Source organism: Microbacterium sp. BG28, from assembly GCF_034044005.1.
GTDB lineage: Bacteria > Actinomycetota > Actinomycetes > Actinomycetales > Microbacteriaceae > Microbacterium.
In genome coordinates, this window is record NZ_JAXCHA010000001.1 from 539,716 (window position 1) to 562,851 (window position 23,136).

Consider the following 23,136-nt stretch of genomic DNA (forward strand, 5'->3'; position numbering starts at 1 on the left):
GATGGCTTCCGTTCGCGAACACGCGAGTACCGTCGCTGACGCGACGGACAGCCTTCCGCCGGTGGACGGTGCCGCATCCGCGGCATCGTCCACCCGGCCCCGCCGAGGCGGGGGCAGGTGGCGCCTGCGCGCCGAGCTGCTCCTGCTCCTCGGCCCCGCCCTGATCGTCTTCGTCTCGTTCGTGATCTTCCCGGTCGCGATGGCGGCGTTCTACGGCTTCTTCAGCTGGTCGGGCTATGGCGCCCCCACCGACTTCGTCGGCATCCGCAACTACGTCACGATCCTCACGGACCCGGCCTTCCACGAGGCCCTGGGCCACAACGGCTTCATCGTCGTCATGTCGCTCGTGATGCAGGGGCCCCTCGCTCTGGGACTCGCACTCCTGCTGAACCGCAAGATGCGGTTCCAGTCCCTCATCCGCGTGCTCATCTTCGTGCCGTACGTCATCTCCGAGGTCGTCGTCGGCCTCGGTTGGGGCCTGCTGCTGCAGTCGAACGGCGCATTGAACGGGCTGCTCGAGAAGATCGGTCTGAGCGCTCTCGCGAACGACTGGATCTCGAACCCCTCGCTCGCGATCTGGACCCTCATGGTCATCATCACGTGGAAGTACGTCGGCTTCGCCGTCATCCTCTTCCTCGCCGGTCTCCAGGGCATCCCCGAGGAGCTGTCGGAGGCCGCCGCGATCGACGGCGCGTCCTACTGGCAGATCCAGCGCCACATCGTCCTGCCGCTCATGGGACCGACGATCCGGATCTGGGCCTTCCTCTCGGTGATCGGATCCCTCCAGCTGTTCGATCTCGTGTGGATCGTGTGGGGTCAGTACGTCGCGTCGACGGCGGGCACCTCCACCATGGCCACCTACATGGTCGCCAACGGGCGCAACGCCGGCAGCTACGGCTACGGCAGCGCGGTCGCGGTCGTCATGTTCCTCATCTCGCTGGCGGTCGCACTGCTCTACCAGCGCTTCGTCCTGCGCCGCGACACCGCCGGCGCCATCACGGGAGGTGCCCGATGACCGCCACCGCTGCCGTCGTCACCCCGGGCCGGCGCACGCCGACCCGCCGACACTCGAGCGGGCTTCCCGGCCAGCGGAAGTCGTCCAACCTCGCCGTCTACTTCATCGCCCTCGTCCTGGTCGCCCTGATGCTGGCGCCCGTCGCGTACGTCATCTTCGGCGGATTCCGCACGAACTCCGAGATCACCCTCGACCCGTCGGGTCTTCCGACGACGTGGAACTGGGAGAACTACGTCAACGTGCTGGCCAGCGGCGTCTTCTGGCGCCAGGTGGGCAACTCGCTCATCGCCGCCGTCGCCACGACGCTGTTCGTGGTCGTCCTGGGGCTCATGGCCGCCTTCGCGCTGGCACGGTACAACTTCCGCGGACGCGGTGCGTTCTATGCGCTGTTCACCGCCGGACTCATGTTCCCGATGACCGTCGCGATCACGCCCCTGTACATCCTGGTGCGCGACCTGGGACTCATGAACTCGCTCGCCGGCGTCATCGTGCCTCAGATCGCCTTCGGCCTGCCGATGACGATCATCATCCTCGTGCCTTTCCTCGCGGCGATCCCCCATGAGCTCCAGGAGGCCGCATCCATCGACGGATGCTCGCGCCTCGGCTTCTTCTGGCGCATGGTCGTGCCCCTCGCGGTGCCCGGCATCATCACCGTCGGCATCCTCGTCTTCGTGCAGAGTTGGAACTCCTACATGCTCCCCCTGTTCATCCTCAACAACGAGGCGTCCTTCACGCTGCCGCTGGGCACGCAGGCGTTCGCGTCGCAGTACTCGGTCGACACGGCCAAGGTGCTCGCGTTCACCTCGCTGTCGATGATTCCCGCCCTCGTGTTCTTCAGCCTCTTCGAGCGTCGGATCGTCGGCGGTCTGACCGGGGCGGTGAAGGGCTGATGTCGCTCGAACAGGATGCAGTCGTGTCCGCCTCCGCCCCCAGCTCGCGCGTCGTCGATCTGCTCGGACGCATGACCCTCGACGAGAAGCTCGCGCAGCTCGTCGGGTTCTGGATCGACCAGGGCGACGAGGTCGTGGCGCCGATGGCGGGCGAGATGGCCGGCTCCACGCGGTACGCGGATGCCTCGGTGCACGGCATCGGCCACCTCACCCGCGTCTACGGCACGCGTCCGGTCGACCCGGTCGAGCGCGCCGAGTGGCTGTGGTCGGAGCAGCGCCGGCTGCGGGAGCAGACGCGCCTAGGCATCCCCGCGATCGTGCACGAGGAGTGCCTCACGGGCCTCGCGGCGTGGAAGGCGGCGACGTTCCCGACCCCCCTCGCCTGGGGCGCGGCGTTCGATCCCGAACTCGTGGCCGAAGTCGGTGAGGTGATCGGCGAGTCGATGCGCGAACTCGGCATCCACCAGGGTCTGGCCCCCGTGCTCGACGTCATCCGCGACCCGCGCTGGGGACGCGTCGACGAGTGCATCGGCGAGGACCCCTACCTCGTGGGAACCGTCGGCACGGCATATGTGCGGGGCTTGCAGGATGCGGGTGTGCACGCGACGCTCAAGCACTTCGCGGCCTACTCCGCCTCGCAGGCGGGCCGCAACCACGCCCCCGTGCACGCCGGACGGCGCGAGCTGCAGGACGTCTTCCTGCCGCCGTTCGAGATGGCCGTCCGCGACGGCGGGGCCCGCAGCGTCATGAACTCGTACGCCGACATCGACGGCGTACCGGTGGCCGCATCCGGGGAACTGCTGACAGGTCTGCTGCGCGAGGAGTGGGGCTTCGACGGAGTCGTGGTCTCGGACTACTTCTCCGTCGCGTTCCTCGAGACGATGCACAAGATCGCCGCCGACCGCGGCGAGGCGGCGGCACTCGCGCTCGCGGCGGGAATCGACGTGGAGCTGCCCACCGGCGACGCGTACACGGAGCCGCTCGCCCAGCGCGTCCGCGACGGCCGGGTTCCCCTCGAAGACGTCGATCGTGCGGTGCTGCGCGTGCTCACCCAGAAGGAGGAGCTCGGCCTGCTCGATGCCACCTTCGAGGAGCCGGCACCCGCATCCGTCGACCTCGACACCCCGCGCCACCGCGCGCTCGCACGCCGCCTGGCCGACGAGTCGATCGTGCTGCTCTCCAACGACGGCGCCCTGCCTCTCGCCGAGCCCTCGCGCATCGCCCTGATCGGACCGAACGCGGATGCGGCCTCGGCCCTGATGGGCTGCTACTCCTTCGCCAACCACGTGCTGGCGCACCATCCGGGTGTGCCGATGGGCTTCGAGATCCCCTCACTGCGTGAGGCGCTGGTCGCCCGCTACCCCGACGCGTCGTTCGACGTCGCCGAGGGGTGCGCCGTGGAAGGCGAGGACCGCTCCGGCTTCACCGCGGCGATCGATGCCGCCCGCGGCGCGGAGGTGGCGATCGTCGCGGTAGGCGACCGCGCCGGGCTCTTCGGCCGGGGCACGGTCGGCGAGGGCAACGACGCGGAGTCGCTCGAGCTGCCCGGCGTGCAGCGGGAGCTGGTCGAGCGCATCGTCGCCACGGGAACGCCCGTCGTCCTCGTGGTGCTGTCGGGCCGCCCCTACGCGATCGACTGGGCCCTCGAGGGCGAGACCGCGCCGGCCGCCGTGCTGCAGTCATTCTTCCCCGGCGAGGAGGGTGCCACTGCCTTGGCGTCCCTCCTCGCCGGGGATTCGGTACCGTCGGGTCGGCTGCCCGTCTCCCTGCCGCGGTCGGCGGGCGCGCAGCCTTACAGCTACCTGCATCCGCTGCTGGGTGCGGCGAACGAGATCACGAGCGCGGACAGCACCCCGGTGCGCCCGTTCGGCTTCGGCCTCTCCTACACGCGCTTCGCACACCGCGACCTCGAGGTGGATGCGGACGCGAGCACGGCGGGCGGGTTCACGGCACGCGTCGTGGTCGAGAACGTCGGCGAGCGCCCCGGCGTCGACGTGGTGCAGTTGTACACGCACGACCCCGTCGCCTCGGTGACGCGCCCGGTCGCGCAGCTCGTCGGCTACGCCCGCATCTCGCTGGCCGCCGGCGAGCGCGCCACGGTCGAGTTCGCCGTCCCCGCCGCGCGGCTCGCCTTCTCCGACCGCAGCTATCGCCGGGTGGTGGAGCCCGGCGTCCTCGAGGTCTGGGTCGGACCGTCGTGCGACGAGCGCGAGACGGCCGCCGCCGCCGCCCTTGCGGGAGGGGTGCACGAGATCACGGCGCGCGACGAGCGACTCACCGTGGTGAGCGTCACCTCGTAGGCGCCGAGCGAGACGGGCCGGCGCGCGCTGGGGGGACAGATCGCGCGCCGGCCTCTTCGCGCCCGCCCGCATCCGCCGCACATGCGACGCAACTCGGGCAGGCAGAGGGGACCGTCCGGCGGGTACAGTTCGGCTGGGGCCGGGAGTATCGTCGGGCGCAACGAAAGGCGCCGACATGACTGCTGAGCCCGCACCGTCCTTCGATATCGCCGACCTGCAGAGCAAGGCGCGCGACCACCTCTGGATGCATTTCGCCCGGCAGTCCACGATGGACTCGCCCGATGGCGTCCCGATCATCGTCCGCGGCGAGGGGCATCACATCTGGGATGCGGCGGGCCGCCGCTACATCGACGGACTCGCCGGCCTGTTCGTCGTCAATGCGGGCCACGGTCGGCGCCGCCTCGCTCAAGCGGCCGCCCGTCAGGCCGAACAGCTCGCCTTCTTCCCGATCTGGTCGTATGCGCATCCGGCCGCGATCGAGCTCGCCGACCGGCTGGCCGATCTCGCCCCGGGAGATCTGAACCACGTCTTCTTCTCCACGGGCGGCGGCGAGGCGGTCGAGACCGCGTTCAAGCTGGCCAAGAACTACTGGAAGCTCGTCGGCAAGCCCGGCAAGCACAAGGTGATCTCCCGCGCCATCGCCTACCACGGCACCCCGCAGGGGGCACTCGCCGTCACGGGCCTTCCCGGCATGAAGCAGATGTTCGAGCCGGTGACGCCGGGCGGATTCCGCGTTCCCAACACCAACTTCTACCGTGCAGCCGAGATGGGCTTCTCCGGCACCTCGGAAGAGGAGTTCGGCCGGTGGGCGGCGGATCGCATCGAAGAGATGATCCTGTTCGAGGGCCCCGACACGGTCGCCGCCGTCTTCCTCGAGCCGGTGCAGAACTCGGGAGGATGCTTCCCTCCCCCGCCCGGCTACTTCACGCGCGTGCGTGAGATCTGCGACGCATACGACGTCCTGCTCGTCAGCGACGAGGTCATCTGCGCCTTCGGCCGCGTGGGCGAGTACTTCGCCGCCGACGCCTTCGGCTATCAGCCCGACATGATCACCTTCGCCAAGGCCGTCACCAGCGGCTACTCGCCGCTCGGCGGCACGATCGTCAGCGACCGCATCTATGAGCCGTTCGCCACGGGAACGACCAGCTTCGCGCACGGATACACGTTCGCGGGGCACCCTGTCTCGGCTGCGGTCGCGCTCGAGAATCTCGACATCTTCGAGGAGGAGCAGCTCAACGCGCATGTCCGCGAGAACTCGCCGCACTTCCGCACCGCGCTCGAGCGGCTGATGGATCTGCCGATCGTGGGAGACGTCCGCGGCGCCGGGTACTTCTTCGGCATCGAACTCGTCAAGGACAAGGCGACCAAGCAGACGTTCGACGACGCGGAGTCGGAACGGCTGCTGCGGGGGTTCCTCTCCAAGGCGCTGTACGACGCAGGGCTCTACTGCCGCGCGGACGACCGAGGGGATCCCGTCATCCAGCTCGCGCCGCCGCTCACGATCGGACCGGCGGAGTTCGACGAGATCGAGCAGATCCTGCGCGGCGTGCTCACCGAGGCCTGGCAGCGCCTCTGACACGCTGTCGGACACAGAGACGATTCGGGGGGATCATGTCGCACACCAGTGTCTTCGCCGCTCCTTTCGCGCGGTCTGCCGATCGTGACTTCGCGGTGCGCTGCGTGCTCGGCCTCGCGCCGTCCGGCGGCGCGGACATCGGCGAGGTCCTCGCCGCCGTCGGCGACGTGAAGGCGAAGGATGCGGCGACGTGGTTGTCGGCGTGGCAGGCGCTCGGGGAGCGCGTCGCGCGGGACGCGCAGGATGCGGCCGCCACCGGTCGCCCCGAGACGGCGCGCTGGGCGTCGCTGCGCGCGGCGAACTACCTCGCCGTCGCCGTGGACGCCGCATCCGCCGCTGACGACGAGGACCGCGCCGCGTCTCTCTTCGCCGCCCATCGCGCCGCGTGGGACGCGTTCGCCGAGGATGCCGGCGTGCGCATGAGCCGCATCGACGTTCCACTCGACAGTGCCACGATGCCCGGCTACCTGTTCCACGCGGATGCGGCCGGCCCCCGCCCGACGATCATCTTCGTCAACGGCAGTGACGGCTCGATCAGCTCGCTGTGGGGGACCGGCGTCGCCGCCGCCCTTGCGCGGGGCTTCCATACCTACGTCTTCGACGGCCCGGGCCAGCAATCCCTGCTGTTCCAGCACGGCATCCCGTTCCGCCCGGACTGGGAGAACGTGCTGGCCCCCATCGTCGACGAACTCGCGAGCCACCGCTATGTCGACGAGCACCACCTGATCGTGTGGGGCATCAGCCAAGCGGGTTACTGGGTGCCACGGGCGCTCTCCGGCGAGCACCGCTTCGCGGCTGCCGTCGTCGATCCCGGCGTCGTCGACGTGTCGACGTCGTGGACGGACCATCTGCCGCCCTCGCTCGGCAGACTGCTCGACGAGGGCAAGGATGCGCAGTTCGACCGCGACATGGCGCTCGGGATGCGGTTCTCCGGCGACCTCGCGTCGACATGGGCGTTCCGCGCCCGCCCGGTCGGACGCGGCGGGTATGCCGCAGTGATCCGCCGCATCCGGGAGTTCGCGCTCTCGGACGCCGAGACGGCGCGCATCGACACGCCCCTGCTGATCACCTCGCCCGAGGGGGAGCAGTTCTGGCCAGGTCAGTCGGAGAGACTCGCCGCCATGACGCCGGATGTCTCGCACGTGATGCGCTTCACCGCAGCTGAGGGGGCCGACGGGCATTGCGAGCCGCTCGCGAGGACGCTCGTGCACGAGCGCGTGCTGGATTGGCTCAGCGCGACGATCCGGGAGTGACCGGACCGTCCGTTCTCGGCAGCAGCTCGCCGTCGACCACGTCGATGCCGGGCACGCTGTCGAACAGCCTGCCCGCCTCGGGCGAATCGGGCTGCGCGTCGTCGTCGCGGGGGCGCATCGGCCTCACCTCCTGCGGAAGACAAGCCTGCCGCATCCGCAGGACGAACCCGGGCGCCCTTGACAGCCCGCGTCGGGCGCCGTAGAACTTCTCAGCCGTGTTCGACGGGCTCGTCTGCCGGCTCGGGCACGATCGAGAGCCCGTGCGGGCCGGATGCGGCGAGCATGAGGTCTTCGACCCAAGCGCGGTTGATCTTCGGCTGACGCGAACCGTAGAAGTGGAACTGCATGGGCACCGAGGGGTGCACCCAGAAGCTGCGGCGCCCGCTGCCGTCGCCCACCTCGACGTCGAACATGAAGGGCTCGCCACGGCGCAGCTTGTTCATCACGACGATGCGCAGATGCGCGAGAGTCCTGTCCTCGATCTCGACGGCGTTCGAGGCGGTGTCGTAAATGAATCGGCCCACGCTACGAGCATAACCAGCGCGGCCCGGATGCCAGGACCTCCCGTTCCCGGTGGGTCGCGATTAGGGTGTGCGCATGGGAACCATCTACTACGGCGGCGGCAGCACCCCGATCCACATCGAGGATCGTGCTCTCGCGCATCTCAAGGTCGTCATCGCGACCAAGCTCCGCCGCGGTGAGAGCTTCACCCTGTCGTGGCGGCACCCCGACGACCAGCCGCGAGGCCGCAGCACGCTCTGGCTGCATCCGTCGATCCCGCTGCGCTTCGTCTTCGACGACCCGGAGCCGGCCATGCTCAGCCGCGAATGGGTCGAGGAGCTGGCCAACTCGGCCAACTCGTCAGGCGGCATCATGCTCGTCGCCGAGCACTTCGACACCCACCCCGCCCCCGCGGCCTCCTGACTCAGGGTGTGGGGGTGAGCGGGCCCCAGTGTCCCGGAGCGGGAAGGTCGGCGTAGCGGACATCCACCCCGCCGGCTCCCCCGACGCTCGCCACGCACACGAGCAGCGACAGCGTCGGGATACCGAGGTGGCGGTGATCGCGGATGAGCGCACGGTCGTCGGTCGCCTCCAGCTCCGCGCTGCGCTCGATGACCTCGAGCCAGCTGCGCCACCAGTCGTCGCCGGACTCGTCATCGGCCAGCGCGGCGAACTGCGGCAGCCAGTGCGTGATGCGCGCGGTGCGCGGATCGTCGAGGTCGTCGTGAGCGATCATGTGGGTGCCGGGGCTGAGCACGCTCTCGCGCAGCGCCTCGCCGTCCCAGGAGATCACCCGGGCGCCGGCCCGCGAGACGTCGAGCAGGTTGAAGCCGCGCGTCGGCGGCGCATCCTCGGGCCCGCGACCCGCCACCGCCTCCAGCGGCAGAACGCCGCGAGAGGTGACCGCGTCGTCCGCGAGAGGTGAGGTGTCGGCGCGGTTCAGCAGGACCGCCAGCCGGGATGCGGCGGGGTCGGCCGCGAGCCATGCACCGCCGGCTCGCACGTCGTGCACCCCGATGACCCCCGGGTAGGTGCCCGGCCACCAGGGGCCCAGCCGGTTCCAGGGACGATTCGGGTCCTCGTCGCGGATCGCCACGATCCGCGTGGGCTCACTCGCGTCCTCGGGCACGCGGACGATCACGGTGCACATCGGCGGAACGGCCTCCTTCGGGCGGCGGGACCGGATGCGACAATCGAGACATGTTCGTCGTCGTCGCAGTCACGGGCGGCATCGCCGCATACAAGACGGTACATCTGGTGCGCGACCTCGTTCGCGGCGGCCACGAGGTCCACGTCGTCCCCACGGCCGATGCCCTCCGGTTCGTGGGCCTACCGACCTGGGAGGCCCTCAGCCGCAACCCGGTCACCACCTCGGTGCATGACGACGTCGCGCGCGTCCGCCACGTCTCCCTCGGACAGCAGGCGGATCTCGTGATCGTCGCGCCCGCCACCGCGAACACCATCGCCAAGATGGCGGCCGGCATCGCCGACGACCTGCTGGGCACGACGTTGCTCGCAACCACCGCACCGGTGGTCATCGCCCCCGCGATGCACACCGAGATGTGGCGTCACCCCGCGACGACCGCCAACATGGCGACTCTGCGCAGCCGCGGCGTGATCGTCGTCGGTCCCGACGACGGGCTCCTCACCGGCGGCGACAGCGGACCCGGCCGGATGAGCGAGCCGGCAGACATCCTGCGCACAGCTCTCGGCGCCGTTTCCGCATCCGACCTCGAAGGACTGCGGGTGCTCGTGAGCGCGGGCGGCACGCGCGAACCGCTGGACCCGGTGCGCTTCATCGGCAATCGATCGAGTGGCCGGCAGGGCATCGCCCTCGCCCTGGCCGCCGCCGACCGCGGGGCCGAGGTCGATCTCGTCGCCGCTCATGTGGAGGCCGCCGTCCTCGCCTCGGCCGCATCCCACCCCCGCATCCACATCGCACACGTCGGCACGACCGCCGAACTGCAGGATGCGGTCGTGGCAGCCGCATCCGTCGCGGATGTCGTCGTGATGGCGGCCGCCGTGTCGGACTACCGAGTGAGCGAGGTCGCCGACACGAAGCTCACGAAGGAGGGCGGCGACGGCACGCTGACACTGCAGCTCGTCGAGAACCCCGACGTGCTGGCGGGGCTCGCACGCGTACGCCACCCCGGCCAGACCATCGTGGGGTTCGCCGCCGAGACCGCATCCGGCGACGAGCTCCGGGAGCGCGGCCGCCGCAAGCGCGAGCGCAAGGGCGCCGATCTGCTCGTCGTCAACCGCGTCGGGTGGAGCGAAGGATTCGAGTCCGAGGAGAACTCCGCGCTGCTGCTGACCGAGAACGCCGAGACGGAGGCCTCCGGCTCGAAGCGCGAGGTCGCCGATGCCGTCTGGGATGCGGTGCTCGACCTGCGCTGATCAGGTCACGACCCTCTCGTTCGTCGCCTCCTCGGGAAGAGCGGGCACCACCACGATCGACACGTCCTGCATCTTCCAGTCGATCTCTGCCACGGCGCGACGCGCGTCGTCGAGTTCGCGAACGCGCACTTTCCGACGCCGCGGCACGACATACGCCTCGACGTGGAAGACCTGACCCATGTCACGCATGCGCACCGCGGCCTCATCCACCCACGGCAGCTCTTCGAGGCGCTGGACGATGCGGCCGATGAGGGGGTGGGCGCTGCGGTCGTCCTCCGTGCGCGCCCGCTGATCGATCAGATCGAGGATCGCCGTGCGCGCGTTCTTGATGCCGTCCCAGACGATCCCGACGGAGATGAACAGCGCCGCGACACCGTCGAGCCACCAGAGGCCGATCCCCACCCCGAGCACACCCACGATCGAGGCGACGGTGGTGGTCCAGTCGGCCTTGGCCATGTCGGCATCTGCGTAGAGCACCTTGTTGTGCAGGGCCGGCGCGAGTTTCGCCTTCGCGTGGCCGTAGAAGAACGGCCCCACCACGACAAGCGCCATGACGGCGACCATGAACCATCCGAGCCACACGGTCGCGCCGAACACGCGCACCGTGCCGATCGCCGGATGCTCGGCATTCACGAGCCCGATGACCGACTCGATGGCGAGGCTGCCACCGATCGCGAGCAGAGCGACACCGGCGACGAGATGCCCGACGCCCATCACGCGGTGGAGTCCGTACGGGAACGCGCGCGTGGGCCGGCGGCGGATGAACAGAAGAGCGAGCAGGAACGAGATCTGCGGGATGAGGGAGAGCATGTCCTCGATCCACGCCGTCTTCATCGCCTGCGATCCGCCCACGACCAGGGCGATCAGCACGATCGTGACGGTCGTGTAGCCGATCGTGAACCACTCCCAGCGGACGGCGGAGCCCAGCGCCTCCCGCTGCTCGTCAGGAAGATCGGTGCGCCCGACCGAATCGATCCGCATCAGCCGAGCTCCTCGTCGAGGAAGCGCTCGATCGCCGCCTGGAGTCCGTTCTCACCCATCGGCAGGAGGAGGACCACATCCGCTCCGTTCGCCCCCGGAAGATCCGGATAGGCGCGGGTGACCGAGACCTGTTCGGCCCACGGCGTCTGGGCGGTCATACCTCCGACGGCGACGTCGAGGCGCCCGGAGGCCAGATCGTCGACGAGATCCTCCTCGCTGTCGACCGTCCACTCGACGCGGGCGTCCCGCGACGCAGCGAAGTCCTCGACCACCTCCGGGAGGACGCCGGAGACCTCGCCTCCGTCCACGACCACGAGATCGCCGCTCGGCGATGCGCCGGCGCGAAGCACGCCACCGGTGATGCGATCGAGCGATCCGTCGGGGTCGGCGGGGACACCGCATCCGGCGAGCGCCGCAGCCAGTGTCACCACCATCACGCACGCCGAGAACACCCGCGGTCTCATGTTGCCTCCGTCCGCACGCACATCGCGGACGCTACCCTCACGCGCTGCGCGTCGCAGCCGTTTGACAGCGAGCCTCGCCTGCCGCATCCGCGGGCCCGGCGCAAGGCCCACGGCGGGAGGAGTCGCGGGGCTTAGCGTCGCTGACACCCCTCACGGAAGGACGACGCGATGACACGTTTCGGCTACACCCTCATGACCGAGCAGAGCGGGCCGCGCGAGCTCGTCGGCTACGCGGCCGGCGCGGAGGAGGCGGGATTCGACTTCCTCGTCTCCAGCGATCACTTCTCGCCGTGGCTGACGAGTCAAGGCCATGCGCCCCACGCCTGGACCGTGCTGGGAGCTGTCGCGCAGGCGACGAGCCGCGTCGAGCTGATGACCTACGTCACCTGCCCGACGATGCGCTACCACCCCACGATCGTCGCTCAGAAGGCCGCCACGCTGCAGCTGCTCTCGGAGGGGCGCTTCACGCTCGGCCTCGGCTCGGGCGAGAACCTCAACGAGCACGTCGTCGGCGACGGATGGCCTGCGGTGCAGATGCGCCAGGACATGCTCGTCGAGGCGATCGAGATCATCCGGGCGCTGCACACCGGCGAGCTCGTCACCTACGACGGCCAGTACTTCCGCGTCGACTCCGCCCGCATCTGGGACAACCCCGACGACGGCGTACCCATCGGCGTCGCGGTGTCGGGCGACAGCTCGATCGAGAAGTTCGTCGACCTCGCCGACCACCTCATCGCCGTCGAGCCGGATGCGGATCTCGTGAAGGCATGGGACGGCAAGCACCCTGCGGGCGGATCGGAATCGGGCGGGAGCCGCAAGATCGGCCAGATCCCGATCAGCTGGGATCCGGACCGCGAGGCGGCGATCGCCCGCGCGCATGACGAGTTCCGGTGGTTCGGCGGCGGCTGGGGCGTCAACGCCGACCTCCCGACCCCCGCCGGGTTCGCAGCCGCATCCCAGTTCGTTCGTCCAGAGGACGTCGCGGACTCGATCGCGTGCGGGCCCGACCTCGACGAGCTCGCCGAGAGCGTGCGACCGTTCCTGGATGCGGGCTTCACGGACGTCGCCATCGTGCAGATCGGCGACGCGCAGCAGGAGCGATTCGTGGCCGAGGTCGCCACTCCCCTGCTGGAGAGGCTCCGCGCGCTCTGACCCAGCGGCGTACGGGCGGGTGCTCGGGCGGTCAGTCGATGGGCAGGCGGACGGCCGCGCGGGCCGCGCCGAGCTCCGCGGCCGTGCGCTCGGGACTCCAACCGCGGGCCTCGGCCATGATGTCCGCGGCGAGACCGAGGATGCGCTCGCCGGGATCCTGCAGTCGTCCGATACCGGTGCGCCGCAGCAGCACGTCGGTGAGATGTTCGGGCGCCTCATCACGCACGGCCCATGCGACGGCCGCGAGCGGTTCACCGTCGGAGGTGGCGCGTTCGGCAAGACGCGGATCTGATGCGGCCAGCGCCAGCACGGAACGCGCCCGGCTGCCGTAGTGCGCGAAGAGCACATCGGCCGTGTCCGCGGCGAATCCGAGCCCCGCCGCATCCCGGCGCAGCACGGCCTGCGCGGCCGTCACGTCGTCGACATCCCCGCCGGGCAGGGGCGTCGTCGCCGTCCTCGAGGGCGCGGGGCGCAGACCGTGCGCGGGCAGCCGGTCGACGATCTGCTGGGCGAAAGCGCGGGAGGTCGTGTACTTGCCGCCGAGCGCCGACAGCAGACCCGCGACGCCATGACTTGCGTGATCGACGAGGTCGGATGCGCGGGAGGCCCGGTAGGTGTCGGCGCCCGCCGACTCGGCCAGCGGTCGCAGACCCCCGTACGCGGCCGTGACATCGTCGAGCGTCAGCCGCTCCGGGAGCTTCGCGCCCGCATTGATCTCGGCGATGAACCGCTCGATCGCGCCCAGAGTGAGCCGCCACTCGTCGACCGGGCCGGTGTAGGGCGTCTCGGTGGGTCCGATGAGGCTCCGGTCCCGCCAGGGGGCGACGCTGAAGTGCCCGCCGGACGACACCGTGAGCACCATCGTCTCGCCGAGGCGGCGGGTGACGAGATAGATGCCCTCGGAGCGCACCGCGGGCGCGGGCCCGATGACCTCGCGCAGTGCGGGTGTCCGGGCGAGGAAGTCGTGCGAGAACGAGCCGGTCGCGTCGATCGTGACCGTGGCCGCGATCTCCGCCGTCTCGTCCGACACGAGATCGTGCACCTCGGCGCCGACGACGCGGCCCGCGCGCACCAGCAGCCGCGTCGCCGGCGTGTAGGTGGAGATGGTGGCGCGATGGGAGGCGGCCGACTCCGCGAAGGCGAGCGTGAGACGCTCGGGTGAGAGCATCATCGCGTCGTAGTACAGGATGCCGTGCCGCATCCATCCGAGCCCGCGGTCGACGAGCTCGGACGCGGACAGCGACCGGTGCCGGGGGATGTGCGCGGCTGCATCCCCGATGCGATTGCGATCGAACGACAGCACGTCGTACGCGGTCAGACCGAGGTGCTCGATGAGTCCTGGTTCAGGGAGGACCATGCCGATCGGGCGCACGAGGTGCGGCGCGATGGAGAGCAGGGTGCGTCGCTCGGCGAGGGACTCGCGTACGAGGCGCACCTCGAGGTTCTTGAGGTAGCGCAGTCCGCCGTGGATGAGTTTGCCGGTGGCCGCGCTCGTGGCGCCGCCGAGGTCGCCCGCTTCGACGAGCGCGACCGACAGTCCCCGACTGGCGGCCTCGTAGGCCGTCGCAACGCCGGTGATGCCGCCGCCGACGACCAGCACGTCGACCGCACCGTTCGGCAGAGCGCGCCGCAGACTCATGCCGCTGCCAGGTCGGCGCGGATGCCGGCGATCATGCGCGCGCGCTCGGAGGGGATGTCGAGAAGCCCCAGCCGCAGCACGCGCGCGGCGATCTCCCACCGGTCGAGGTCGGCCACGCTGACGGTGCCCGCACGCAGGTACGACCGCAGGTAGAAGCGGAGGAGGATGCGGCGCACCGCCCCGTAGACGACACGCATCGGCGCGGACGTACCAGGGAAGAGCTCCGCCTCGCGGAACAGCAGGCGGGTGAGGGCCACGTCGGCGGCGGGCTGGCCGGCGACCGCCGTCTGCCAGTCGATGACGACGTTGCGCTCGGCCAGCACGAACACGTTCTGCGGGTGGAAATCGAGATGCAGCACCGCATCGCCGGCGGGGAGCGCGCGGATGCGGCGGGCGACCGCATCCCGTTCGACCGGCGTGAGGGCCGAGAGCGCGGGGGTGTCGAGCTGCGCGACGGCGAGCTCGCGCACATCGGGCAACCGGTCGGTGTGCGCGCGGTGGACGAACAGGTGCTCGGCAGCGAGCGTGCTGCCCACCTGAGGCAGGCGCAGGATGTTGCGCTCGGCCACGGCCGTGAGCGGGACCCCGTCGATGCGATCGAACACGATGCCGTGGCGTCCGTCCATCTCGACGCCCCCGTGGCAGCGCACCGGGGTGATGCCGAGCTCGTACGCGAGGCGCGAGGCGGCGACTTCCTGGGCGACGTCGGCCACGTCGATGCCGGGGAAGGAGAGCTTGACGACGCGGTCGTCGGCGACGGCGAAGACCTCGGCGGACCGACCGCGCGCAATCGGCCGGGAACCGACGGTGCTCATTGCTCGGCTCGCTGGGGCCGGCCGTACCCGCGGCGCGTGGCGGCCTCGACGACCGCGCGCTGCGCTGCCGCGTCGAGCGCGCGGGGTTCGCCGATGGCGCGCGCGTGCCAGTACAGGTCGCAGATCCACTCCGTCAGCAGCGCGTTCTCGACGGCGTGGACGAGGTCGCGCCCGAGGGCGACGGCACCGTGGTTGGCCATGAGCGCGGCGAGTCGCCCGTCGAGGGCTGCTCCCACAGCATGCGCGAGCTCGACGCTGCCGAACGGATGGAACGGGGCGACCCGTAGTGCTCCACCCAGAAGCAGCTGCTGGTAATGCACCACCGGCACCTCGTCGAGCACGAGCGAGAGGCTCGTCGCCATCGGCGCGTGGGTGTGGACCACGGCGCCCACCTGGTCCGCGGGCGCGTGCCGCAGCACGCCCAGATGCAGGGCCGTTTCGGACGTAGGCGCCCAGTCGCCCTCGACGGTCTCGCCGTCCAGGGTGACGATCGTCACCTGTTCCGGGGTGAGCTCACCGAGAACGGCGCCGGTCGCCGTCACAGCGACGAGTTCCCCCACACGCATGCTGACGTTGCCGGCCGTACCGACGAGCAGGCCGGCTTCGGCGAGGGTTCGGGATGCGTCGGCCACCGCGGCGCGCGCGGCGGAGATATCTGACGTCGTTGTCATGGCGCTAGCATGACCGCGAGGACAAACCAAAGTCAAGTTTGGTTTCTGACGGAAGGATGCGGCGGCCGTGACACCTCTCGCTGCGACGGAACCGGACTGGGACCGCATCCCGCTGCAGCGCGCCCCGCGTCAGCAGCGCTCGCGCGAGAAGGTGGCGCGAGCACTCGCGGCCGCATCCGAGCTCGTGGCACGAGAGGGCGTCGCCGCCCTGACACTCCCGCGCGTCGCCGAGGCCGCGGGAGTCAGCGTGGGCGCGCTGTATCAGTACCTTCCCGATCGCGATGCGATCGTGCGCGCGCTCGTCGCCGAGTACCACGCACGACTCGAGGCCCTGCTCGAGGACGCGGTCGTCCTGACGCGCGAGAGCACGCCGCCCGCCGATCCCGTCGGCCACGTGATCGACGCCGTGGCCGAGATCTACCGCGACCGCGACGTCGTGCGGACCCTGGGCACCGCGTCCGCCGGCGGACTGATCGACGCGGACCGGGCGGCCCACAAGCAGCGGATGGCCGAGGCCGCCGCGCGCCTCCTCCACGCCAGCGGGCTGACCCGCGACGAGACGGATGCGACGGCCCGCGCCCGCGTCGCGTTCCTCGCCGCCGACGCCGTGCTGCACGATGCGTTCGCCGCCCCGCCCGCCGCGCAGGAGCAGACCCTGCAGGAGCTGCGCCTGCTCCTGCGCCGCTACCTCCAACCCTGATCCCACCCCACTCCGGCTCCCGCCCCCATCCATTTCCCCGAGACTGCATTTTCGTCACGAGATCACGGGTAAACCCCGTGATGTCGTGCGGGAAATGCAGTCTCGCGGATGAAGGGCGCGGAGAGGACCGGATGCGGAGGTGGGTCAGCCGATGGGCCCACGCATGTCGTCGAACCCGGCCGCGCGAGCCGACGTGCGCACCCAATCGAAGACGATCTGGGTCTCGGTGGAGGCGACCGCGGGATCCATGCTCAGGCGCGTGGCGACGAAGTCGCGCAGCTGCTCGGGCGAGGTCGTGACGACGTGGATGAGGAAATCGGTCTGGCCGCCCAGGAAGAAGAGGTTCAGGACGTTCGGCAGACGCGACACCTTCTCGGCGTAGGTCTTGATCGCCGGCCGCGCCTGCGCGCGGAGCTTGACCGCCACGATGGCCTGGAGCGGCAGCCCCAGAGCGGCGAAGTCCACGTCGGCGTGCGCCGAACCGAGAGCGCCGGACTCCCGCAGGGCGCGCACGCGTGCGTGCGTCGCCGAGGGTGAGAGCCCGACCCGCGCGGCGAGCGCCGCATTGGTCTGCGACGCATCGCGACGCAGCTCCCAGAGGATGCTCTCATCGATCGGATCCGTCCGTCGGTTCTGCGCCTGCACCATGCCCCGCCCCGCATCCTGCCGGAGATCATCCCGAATTCCTCTGCTGCAGAGAATTCTCTTCGGCAGGTAGTGATTCTGACACGATTTTCTTCTAGATTCGGCCCGCTCCAGACGAACATCCTGATACATCGAAACGAAGGACGGCGCCCATGCGCATCGGAATCCCCGCCGAGGTCAAGAACCACGAGTACCGCGTCGCCGCCACGCCCGCCGGCGTGCGCGAGCTGGTGCGGCACGGCCACGAGATCGCCGTGCAGAGCGGCGCAGGAAGAGGCAGCTCGATCACCGACGAGGAGTTCGCCGCCGCGGGCGCGAGCCTGGTCGACGTCGCCGAGGCGTGGTCGGCCGAACTCGTGCTCAAGGTCAAGGAGCCGGTGGCCTCCGAATACGGCTACCTGCGCGACGATCTCACCCTCTTCACCTACCTGCACCTGGCCGCCGACGAGTACCTCGTCGACGCCCTCCTTGCGGCCGGCACGACGGCGATCGCATACGAGACCGTTCAGTTGCCCGACCGCTCCCTGCCGTTGCTCGCCCCCATGAGCGAGGTGGCTGGGCGCCTGTCCGTGCTGACCGGCGGCTACCACCTCCTCGGTTCGCAGGGCGGCCGCGGGGTGCTGTTGGCCGGGGTCCCCGGCGTGCGTCCCGCGAAGGTCGCGGTCATCGGCGGCGGCATCGCGGGCAGCAATGCGGTCGCGCAGGCCGTCGGGCTCGGCGCGGACGTCACCGTGCTCGACATCTCGATCCCGCGGCTGCGTCAGCTCGACGATCTGTACCGCGGCGCCGTGCGCACGGTGGCATCCAGCGCGTACGAGATCGAACGCACGGTGCTGGATGCGGACCTCGTCATCGGCGCCGTCCTCATCCCCGGGGCGAAGGCGCCGCACCTCGTCTCGCACGAGATCGTCGAGCGGATGAAGGCCGGCAGCGTCCTCGTGGACATCGCCATCGACCAGGGCGGCTGCTTCGAAGACTCCCACCCGACGACCCACGACGACCCGACCTTCCGTGTCGGACCCACGATCTTCTCGTGCGTGGCCAACATGCCGGGCGCCGCGGCCGGCACTTCTACCCCGGCCCTGACCAACGCGACGCTGCCCTACGCCCTCGCCCTCGCCGACAAGGGCTGGGAGCGCGCACTCGCCGACGACCCCGCCCTCGCGCTCGGGCTCAACACGCTCCGCGGTGCGATCGCGAACGCGGGCGTCGCCGCCGCCTTCCCCGACAAGCCCCGCACCTGACGCCGGCCGGATGCGGGGACTGCTCGCATCCGCCGCGCCGCACGACTCCGCCCCGCAGGACGATCTCTCCCGTTCGTTCTGCGGGGCGGTCGGCGTATCGCCCACGCGCCGCACGTTACGGCGGCGTTTCCCGCACCTGCGAATCACGGCGAATGCTTGCCCCCAACGGGGTGCGTGCGCTTTCATGAACCAACTTGGTCAAACGTCCAACTGCGACGGAGCAGGGACGAAGGAGGCGCTCATGCAGGAAACGCGACGACCCGTGGCGGTCGTGACGGGGGCGAGCTCGGGGCTCGGACGCGGATACGCGGAGCGTTTCGCCGCGCGCGGCCACGACCTGGTGCTCATCGCCCGCCGGGCGGACCGACTCGAGGAACTCGCCGCCGGACTGCGCACGAGGCACGGCCGGAAGGTCGACGTCATCCCCGCCGACCTCACCGACCCCGCCGCCCCCGCCCGCATCGCCGCTGAACTCGCGGAGCGCTCCCTCGCGACAGAAGTGCTGGTGAACTGCGCCGGGTTCGGGACCGCCGGAGCCTTCGCCGGCGAGGACCCCGTGCGGATCGCGCAGGAGATCGCGGTCGACGTGACCGCGCCCACCGTGCTCACCCGACTGCTGCTGCCGGACCTCCTCGCCGCCGACGGCGGCATCCTGCTCATGATCTCCAGCATCGCCGGCCACCAGCCCACCCCCAACCTCGCCGTGTACGGCGCGTGCAAGGCGTTCCTCACCTCGCTCACGGCGTCGATCTGGGAGGAGAACCAAGGTTCCCGGATGCGGGTGCTCGCCGTATGCCCGGGCCCGACGGCGACGGAGTTCTTCGAGGCGTCCGGATCTGAGCAGTTCAAGGTGGGACGCGTCGGCACGATCGACGAGGTGCTCGACGCGACGTTCGCGGCCCTCGACGCCCGCCGCGGACCCGTCGTCACGGTCGGCTGGCGCAACCGCATCCAGTCGATCGGTTCCAAGCTCGCTCCGCGCCGGCTCACGCTCAGGGTGGGACGCACCGCGACCGAGCGGGCGGGAAGGAACGCCTGATGCGCCGGCTCTCCTTCGAGGAACGACGCAGCGAACTGCTCGACGCGGCCGTCCGTGTGATCGGCCGCGAGGGACTGGCTGCGGCCACCACGCGCGCGATCGTCGCGGAGGCCGACATGCCGCTGGGGGCATTCCACTACGTGTTCGCCTCGCGCGACGACCTCATCGCCGCGATCGTCGAGCACATCACGGAGCAGGAGCGCCTCGCAGCGTGGATGGATGCCGACACCGACGCGACGTGCGCCGAGGTGCTGACGCGAGGACTGGACGCCTACCTGCGGCTCCTCGAGTCGGAACCCCAGCGCGAGATGACCCTGCTCGACGTCGCCACGCACGCCATGCGGCACGATCCCGATGCGGTCCAGCGCCAGTGGGCGACGTACCGCGCCGCCGCGCGCGCCAGCCTCTCGTATGCCGCCGAGCTCGCCGGCATCACCTGGACGCGTCCGCTCGATGAGCTCGCGTGGTCGCTGGCGAGTTGCCTGGACGGGCTCACCCTCTCATGGCTCAGCACGCGCGACTCGGATGCGGCACGTCGCCACATCCGTCTGCTCGCCGATGCCTTCGCCGCCTACGCCACCCCCGTGAAGGAGACCACCGATGCTGACTGAGACCGATGCCCGCGTGCTCGCGCTCACCAACGCTCGAGCCGTGCTGGGGGCGCTGCCCCGCCTGGTCGAGCTGGTGCCCGAGGCCGGACGGATCCTCGGGACCCTGCCCGCGCCGACGACGCTGTCGCTCGTCGCGCCGGGGATCCCCGTGACGCGATACCGCTTCTCCCCGGACGGCATCGCGCCGGTGTCGGAGGGCCGAGGGCCGACGCTGATGTTCCGTTCCGTCGACCACCTCAACGCCGTCATCGCCGGGACCGCGCAGCCCATCCCGATCGCCGGCCCCGCCGGCATCCGGTTCCTGACACGAGTGTTCACTCCGCTCACGGATCTGCTCGGGGTCTACCTGAAGCCCGCTGACGAGCGCCTCGCGGATGCGGAGTTCCGCCGCCGCAGCACCCTGCTGACGCTCGAGGTCGCGGCACGCGCGATCGCAGTGGTCGGCAACGAGGACACCAGCGGGCGCTTCTCCGCGGCGCACATGCCCGACGGGGATCTCGACCTCGAGATCGGCGATGAGCTGCGCTACCGGCTCGAGGTGAAGAACCACCGCATCCGCCTCGACGACGACCAATCAGACCCGCCGCGCGCCGCCCTCCGCTTCGCCGACCTCGACGTCGCGGGCGGCGTCATCAGCGGTCGCGACAGCGCTCTGGCCTGCGTCTGCGACGGCCGACTCGCCATGCGCGGCTTCATACCTCTCGTCGACAACACCAGCCGCATCCTCGACCGCGTCGGCGCCTACCTCGGAGCGTGATCATGAGCATCCCCACCCTGACCCCTGTCTACAGCTACACGAAGAGCAACGAGGCGTTCGCCCGGGCCGTGAAGGTCATTCCCGGCGGCGTCCCCGGCCATCTCGGCCCCTCCGAGGGCTGCTTCATTCCCCGATCGGCATACCCGCTGTTCTCCGAGCGCGCCGAAGGAACCCGGTTCTGGGACGTCGACGGCAACGAGTACATCGACTTCATGTGCGGCTACGGCCCCAACGTGCTCGGCTACGGCGACGCGGATGTGGCCGCCGCCGCCCAGGCGCAGGCACGTAAGGAGGACGTGGTCTCGCTTCCCTCGACCACCATGATCGATCTGGCGGAACTGCTGGTGGATACCGTCGCAAGCGCCGATTGGGCGTTCTTCGCGAAGAACGGCGGCGACACGACGACGCTGGCCATCATGACCGCTCGCGCCGCGACGGGCCGCCGACGCATCGTCTTCATCGAGGGGTACTACCACGGCGTCGCGCCGTGGACCCAGAAGCTCGACTACCCGGGCGTGCTCGACACCGACGTGCAGGGCAACATCGAGGTGCCGTGGAACGACATCGAGGCCATGCGGCGGGTGTTCACCGAGCATCGCGGCGAGATCGCCGCGCTCATCGCCCAGCCGTACAAGCACGGCAACTTCTTCGACAACACCCTGCCCGCCCAGGGGTACTGGCAGGCGGTGCGCCGGCTCTGCGATGAGCACGGCGTCGTGCTGATCGTCGACGACGTCCGCGCAGGCTGGCGCCTGGACCTCGCCGGCAGCGACCACTACTACGGCTTCGAGGCGGACCTCATCTGCTTCTGCAAGGCCATCGCGAACGGCTACAACATGTCGGCGCTCTGCGGGAAAGACAGCCTGCGCGAGGCGGTGTCGAGCATCACCTACACCGGCAGCTACTGGATGAGTGCGGTCCCCTTCGCCGCCGGCATCGCGACGATCCAGAAGCTCAAGTCGATCGACGGCCCCGCCCTGTTCCGCGAACTCGGCACGACGTTGACCGCCGGTCTCACCGAGGTCGCGGCGTCGCACGGGCGGACGCTCGTCGCCTCCGGCGAGCCGGCCCTGTTCTACCTGCGCCTGGCCGACGACGAATCGCTCATGCTCCACCAGCGGTGGATCGCCGAATGCGTACAGCGCGGCGCGTTCTTCAGCTCCCACCACAACCACTTCATCAACGCGGCCCTCACGAGCGCCGACATCACCCGGACGCTCGAGATCGCCGACGAGGCGTTCCGCGCGATCGAGCCATGACGGCGCTCCCGGCACTGCGCACGCGCGGGGCGGCCGTCGGCGCCGCCTACGCCGCGCAAGGCCTCGGCTACGCCACGATCGTCACCGCTCTGCCGACGATCAAGGACCGTGTCGACATCGGCGACGACGCGGTGTCGATGCTCCTGCTCGCGACCTGCCTCGCCGCTGCGCTCGGATCCGTCCTCGCCGACGTGATCGCCGTGCGGGCCGGCAGCAGACTCGCCCTCGCCTCAGGGCTCGCCGCCCAGGCGGTGGGGCTCCTCTTCGTCAGCTTCACCGCATCCCTTCCCGTGCTGATCGTCGCGATCGTGGTCTACGGCGTGGGACTCGGCGCGGTCGACGCGTCGTCGAACATGCAGGGCTCGCTCCTGCAGCGCCACCACGAGCGCCCGGTGTTCGGTCGGCTGTACGCCGGGTACACGGGCGCGGCGATCGTTGCCACGGGGGTCACCGCGGCGGTGCTGGCCACCGGCGCCCCCGCGGGCCTGACCTTGGTCATCGCCGCAGCGGCGCAGATCGCGATCGCCGGATGGGGGCTCGGAGCGTTCGACCCCACGCGCGCGGCGCACGAGGTCGACGACTCCGCCGCATCCCGACCGCCGCTGCCGCGCCGCGCGATCTGGGCGGTGGGTGCGATCGTGTTCGCGGCGTTCGTGGTGGACTCCGCGGTCGCGAGCTGGAGCACGATCTACCTGACCGACGGGCTGCGGGCCGACCCGGGCGTCACGCCCCTCGGCTACGGCGCGTACCTCGTCGCGATGCTGGCGGCGCGCCTGGGCACCGACCCGCTCGTGCGACGGATCGGACGTATGCGGCTGGGCGTCGCGGCGGTCATCGTGGCCGTATCCGGAGCCGTGCTGGTGGCGGCGGCCCCGTTCGTGCCGACGGCGATCGTCGGCTTCGCGGCGATGGGCGTGGCATCGGGGGCGCTCGTGCCGATCGCGTTCAGCCGTGCCGGCGAGTTGCTGCCCGAACGCAGCGACGAGGTGATCGCGCGCGTGAACCTCTTCAACTACGCGGGCGCCGTCGCCGGAGCCGTCGCGCTCGGGCTCATCGCCGCGGGGCCGTCGCTCGGCCCCGCCTTCCTCGTGCCCGCCGTGATCCTCGCCGCGCTCTCACCCCTGCTGCGCACCCTGCGCCGCCACTGACGCCCACCGGTTCCGCCTCCCGCCCCTGTTCCCCTGTCACAGATCGACGCCGGAGGCTCGATCTGGGACAGGGGAACAG

At 70.5% G+C, this 23,136-nt stretch carries 24 protein-coding genes; 15 read left to right on the plus strand and 9 right to left on the minus strand.

The features are described from left to right. The first annotated feature begins 1 nt into the window (after position 1). The 5 genes from SK224_RS02740 (at position 2) to SK224_RS02760 (ending at position 7,034) form a co-directional block, all read left to right on the plus strand. Positions 2-1,015: a sugar ABC transporter permease gene (locus SK224_RS02740; RefSeq protein ID WP_320433261.1), complete on the plus strand. Its 1,014-nt coding sequence runs from the start codon at positions 2-4 to the stop codon at positions 1,013-1,015. Continuing rightward, complete coding sequence (locus SK224_RS02745) at positions 1,012-1,905, plus strand: carbohydrate ABC transporter permease (protein ID WP_320433262.1); 894 nt, start codon at positions 1,012-1,014, stop codon at positions 1,903-1,905. Before SK224_RS02740 ends, SK224_RS02745 begins: the two co-directional genes overlap by 4 nt. Beyond that, positions 1,905-4,205: a glycoside hydrolase family 3 N-terminal domain-containing protein gene (locus SK224_RS02750; protein ID WP_320433263.1), complete on the plus strand. Its 2,301-nt coding sequence runs from the start codon at positions 1,905-1,907 to the stop codon at positions 4,203-4,205. The genes SK224_RS02745 and SK224_RS02750 overlap by 1 nt, the downstream gene beginning before the upstream one ends. Positions 4,206-4,380: 175 nt before the next feature. After that, entirely contained in the window at positions 4,381-5,781 is a 1,401-nt protein-coding gene (locus tag SK224_RS02755; protein WP_320433264.1) for an aspartate aminotransferase family protein, read from the plus strand. A gap of 35 nt (positions 5,782-5,816) precedes the next feature. Further along, entirely contained in the window at positions 5,817-7,034 is a 1,218-nt protein-coding gene (locus SK224_RS02760; RefSeq protein WP_320433265.1) for an alpha/beta hydrolase family protein, read from the plus strand. On the opposite strand, the gene SK224_RS02765 is transcribed toward SK224_RS02760, so the two are convergent. After that, the gene (locus SK224_RS02765; protein ID WP_320433266.1) at positions 7,012-7,152 is read right to left on the minus strand and encodes a hypothetical protein; all 141 of its coding nucleotides are present in this window, start codon (positions 7,150-7,152) and stop codon (positions 7,012-7,014) included. The two genes, SK224_RS02760 and SK224_RS02765, sit on opposite strands and share 23 nt — an antisense overlap. A 91-nt stretch (positions 7,153-7,243) precedes the next feature. Further along, positions 7,244-7,558, minus strand: a complete 315-nt coding sequence (locus SK224_RS02770; RefSeq protein WP_309734854.1) for an ATP-dependent DNA ligase — start codon at positions 7,556-7,558, stop codon at positions 7,244-7,246. A 73-nt stretch (positions 7,559-7,631) separates the two neighbouring features. On the opposite strand from SK224_RS02770, the gene SK224_RS02775 reads away from it, so the two are divergent. Then, positions 7,632-7,958 carry a hypothetical protein gene (locus SK224_RS02775; RefSeq protein WP_320433267.1) on the plus strand — a complete coding sequence of 109 codons (327 nt, stop codon included), beginning with the start codon at positions 7,632-7,634 and terminating at the stop codon, positions 7,956-7,958. A 1-nt stretch (position 7,959) separates the two neighbouring features. Here the strand turns inward: SK224_RS02775 and SK224_RS02780 are convergent, their stop codons facing one another. Beyond that, the gene (locus tag SK224_RS02780; RefSeq protein ID WP_320433268.1) at positions 7,960-8,685 is read right to left on the minus strand and encodes an NRDE family protein; all 726 of its coding nucleotides are present in this window, start codon (positions 8,683-8,685) and stop codon (positions 7,960-7,962) included. Positions 8,686-8,735: 50 nt separating this feature from the next. Between SK224_RS02780 and coaBC the strand changes: the two genes are divergently transcribed. Next, on the plus strand, positions 8,736-9,932 hold the full coding sequence (gene coaBC, locus SK224_RS02785) for a bifunctional phosphopantothenoylcysteine decarboxylase/phosphopantothenate--cysteine ligase CoaBC (protein WP_320433269.1): 1,197 nt from the start codon (positions 8,736-8,738) through the stop codon (positions 9,930-9,932). Here the strand turns inward: coaBC and SK224_RS02790 are convergent, their stop codons facing one another. Then, positions 9,933-10,913 carry a cation transporter gene (locus SK224_RS02790; RefSeq protein ID WP_320433270.1) on the minus strand — a complete coding sequence of 327 codons (981 nt, stop codon included), beginning with the start codon at positions 10,911-10,913 and terminating at the stop codon, positions 9,933-9,935. Beyond that, on the minus strand, positions 10,913-11,377 hold the full coding sequence (locus tag SK224_RS02795) for a transporter substrate-binding domain-containing protein (protein ID WP_320433271.1): 465 nt from the start codon (positions 11,375-11,377) through the stop codon (positions 10,913-10,915). The genes SK224_RS02790 and SK224_RS02795 overlap by 1 nt, the downstream gene beginning before the upstream one ends. 168 nt (positions 11,378-11,545) lie before the next feature. Between SK224_RS02795 and SK224_RS02800 the strand changes: the two genes are divergently transcribed. Beyond that, the gene (locus SK224_RS02800) at positions 11,546-12,529 is read left to right on the plus strand and encodes an LLM class F420-dependent oxidoreductase (protein WP_320433272.1); all 984 of its coding nucleotides are present in this window, start codon (positions 11,546-11,548) and stop codon (positions 12,527-12,529) included. Between the two features lie 31 nt (positions 12,530-12,560). Here SK224_RS02800 and SK224_RS02805 read toward each other — a convergent pair whose 3' ends face one another. From SK224_RS02805 to SK224_RS02815, 3 genes are read right to left on the minus strand one after another with little or no spacing between them, the layout of a single operon-like run. Continuing rightward, positions 12,561-14,168, minus strand: coding sequence for a glycerol-3-phosphate dehydrogenase/oxidase (locus tag SK224_RS02805; protein ID WP_320433273.1), 1,608 nt, complete (start codon positions 14,166-14,168; stop codon positions 12,561-12,563). Next, entirely contained in the window at positions 14,165-14,983 is an 819-nt protein-coding gene (locus SK224_RS02810) for an aminoglycoside phosphotransferase family protein (RefSeq protein WP_320433274.1), read from the minus strand. The genes SK224_RS02805 and SK224_RS02810 overlap by 4 nt, the downstream gene beginning before the upstream one ends. Further along, entirely contained in the window at positions 14,980-15,654 is a 675-nt protein-coding gene (locus SK224_RS02815) for a class II aldolase/adducin family protein (RefSeq protein ID WP_320433275.1), read from the minus strand. The genes SK224_RS02810 and SK224_RS02815 overlap by 4 nt, the downstream gene beginning before the upstream one ends. A gap of 67 nt (positions 15,655-15,721) precedes the next feature. Between SK224_RS02815 and SK224_RS02820 the strand changes: the two genes are divergently transcribed. Further along, positions 15,722-16,354: a helix-turn-helix domain-containing protein gene (locus SK224_RS02820; protein WP_320433276.1), complete on the plus strand. Its 633-nt coding sequence runs from the start codon at positions 15,722-15,724 to the stop codon at positions 16,352-16,354. A gap of 144 nt (positions 16,355-16,498) precedes the next feature. Here the strand turns inward: SK224_RS02820 and SK224_RS02825 are convergent, their stop codons facing one another. Then, positions 16,499-17,002 carry an Lrp/AsnC family transcriptional regulator gene (locus SK224_RS02825; protein WP_320433277.1) on the minus strand — a complete coding sequence of 168 codons (504 nt, stop codon included), beginning with the start codon at positions 17,000-17,002 and terminating at the stop codon, positions 16,499-16,501. Between the two features lie 149 nt (positions 17,003-17,151). Between SK224_RS02825 and ald the strand changes: the two genes are divergently transcribed. The 6 genes from ald (at position 17,152) to SK224_RS02855 (ending at position 23,057) form a co-directional block, all read left to right on the plus strand. After that, positions 17,152-18,243: an alanine dehydrogenase gene (gene ald, locus SK224_RS02830; protein ID WP_320433278.1), complete on the plus strand. Its 1,092-nt coding sequence runs from the start codon at positions 17,152-17,154 to the stop codon at positions 18,241-18,243. A 241-nt stretch (positions 18,244-18,484) separates the two neighbouring features. After that, entirely contained in the window at positions 18,485-19,282 is a 798-nt protein-coding gene (locus SK224_RS02835; protein ID WP_320433279.1) for an SDR family NAD(P)-dependent oxidoreductase, read from the plus strand. Then, positions 19,282-19,893 carry a TetR/AcrR family transcriptional regulator gene (locus SK224_RS02840; RefSeq protein WP_320433280.1) on the plus strand — a complete coding sequence of 204 codons (612 nt, stop codon included), beginning with the start codon at positions 19,282-19,284 and terminating at the stop codon, positions 19,891-19,893. The genes SK224_RS02835 and SK224_RS02840 overlap by 1 nt, the downstream gene beginning before the upstream one ends. Further along, positions 19,883-20,650 carry a hypothetical protein gene (locus SK224_RS02845; protein WP_320433281.1) on the plus strand — a complete coding sequence of 256 codons (768 nt, stop codon included), beginning with the start codon at positions 19,883-19,885 and terminating at the stop codon, positions 20,648-20,650. The genes SK224_RS02840 and SK224_RS02845 overlap by 11 nt, the downstream gene beginning before the upstream one ends. A 2-nt stretch (positions 20,651-20,652) precedes the next feature. Beyond that, the gene (locus SK224_RS02850; RefSeq protein ID WP_320433282.1) at positions 20,653-21,909 is read left to right on the plus strand and encodes an aminotransferase class III-fold pyridoxal phosphate-dependent enzyme; all 1,257 of its coding nucleotides are present in this window, start codon (positions 20,653-20,655) and stop codon (positions 21,907-21,909) included. Beyond that, entirely contained in the window at positions 21,906-23,057 is a 1,152-nt protein-coding gene (locus SK224_RS02855) for an MFS transporter (RefSeq protein ID WP_320433283.1), read from the plus strand. Before SK224_RS02850 ends, SK224_RS02855 begins: the two co-directional genes overlap by 4 nt. Positions 23,058-23,136: the final 79 nt, after the last annotated feature.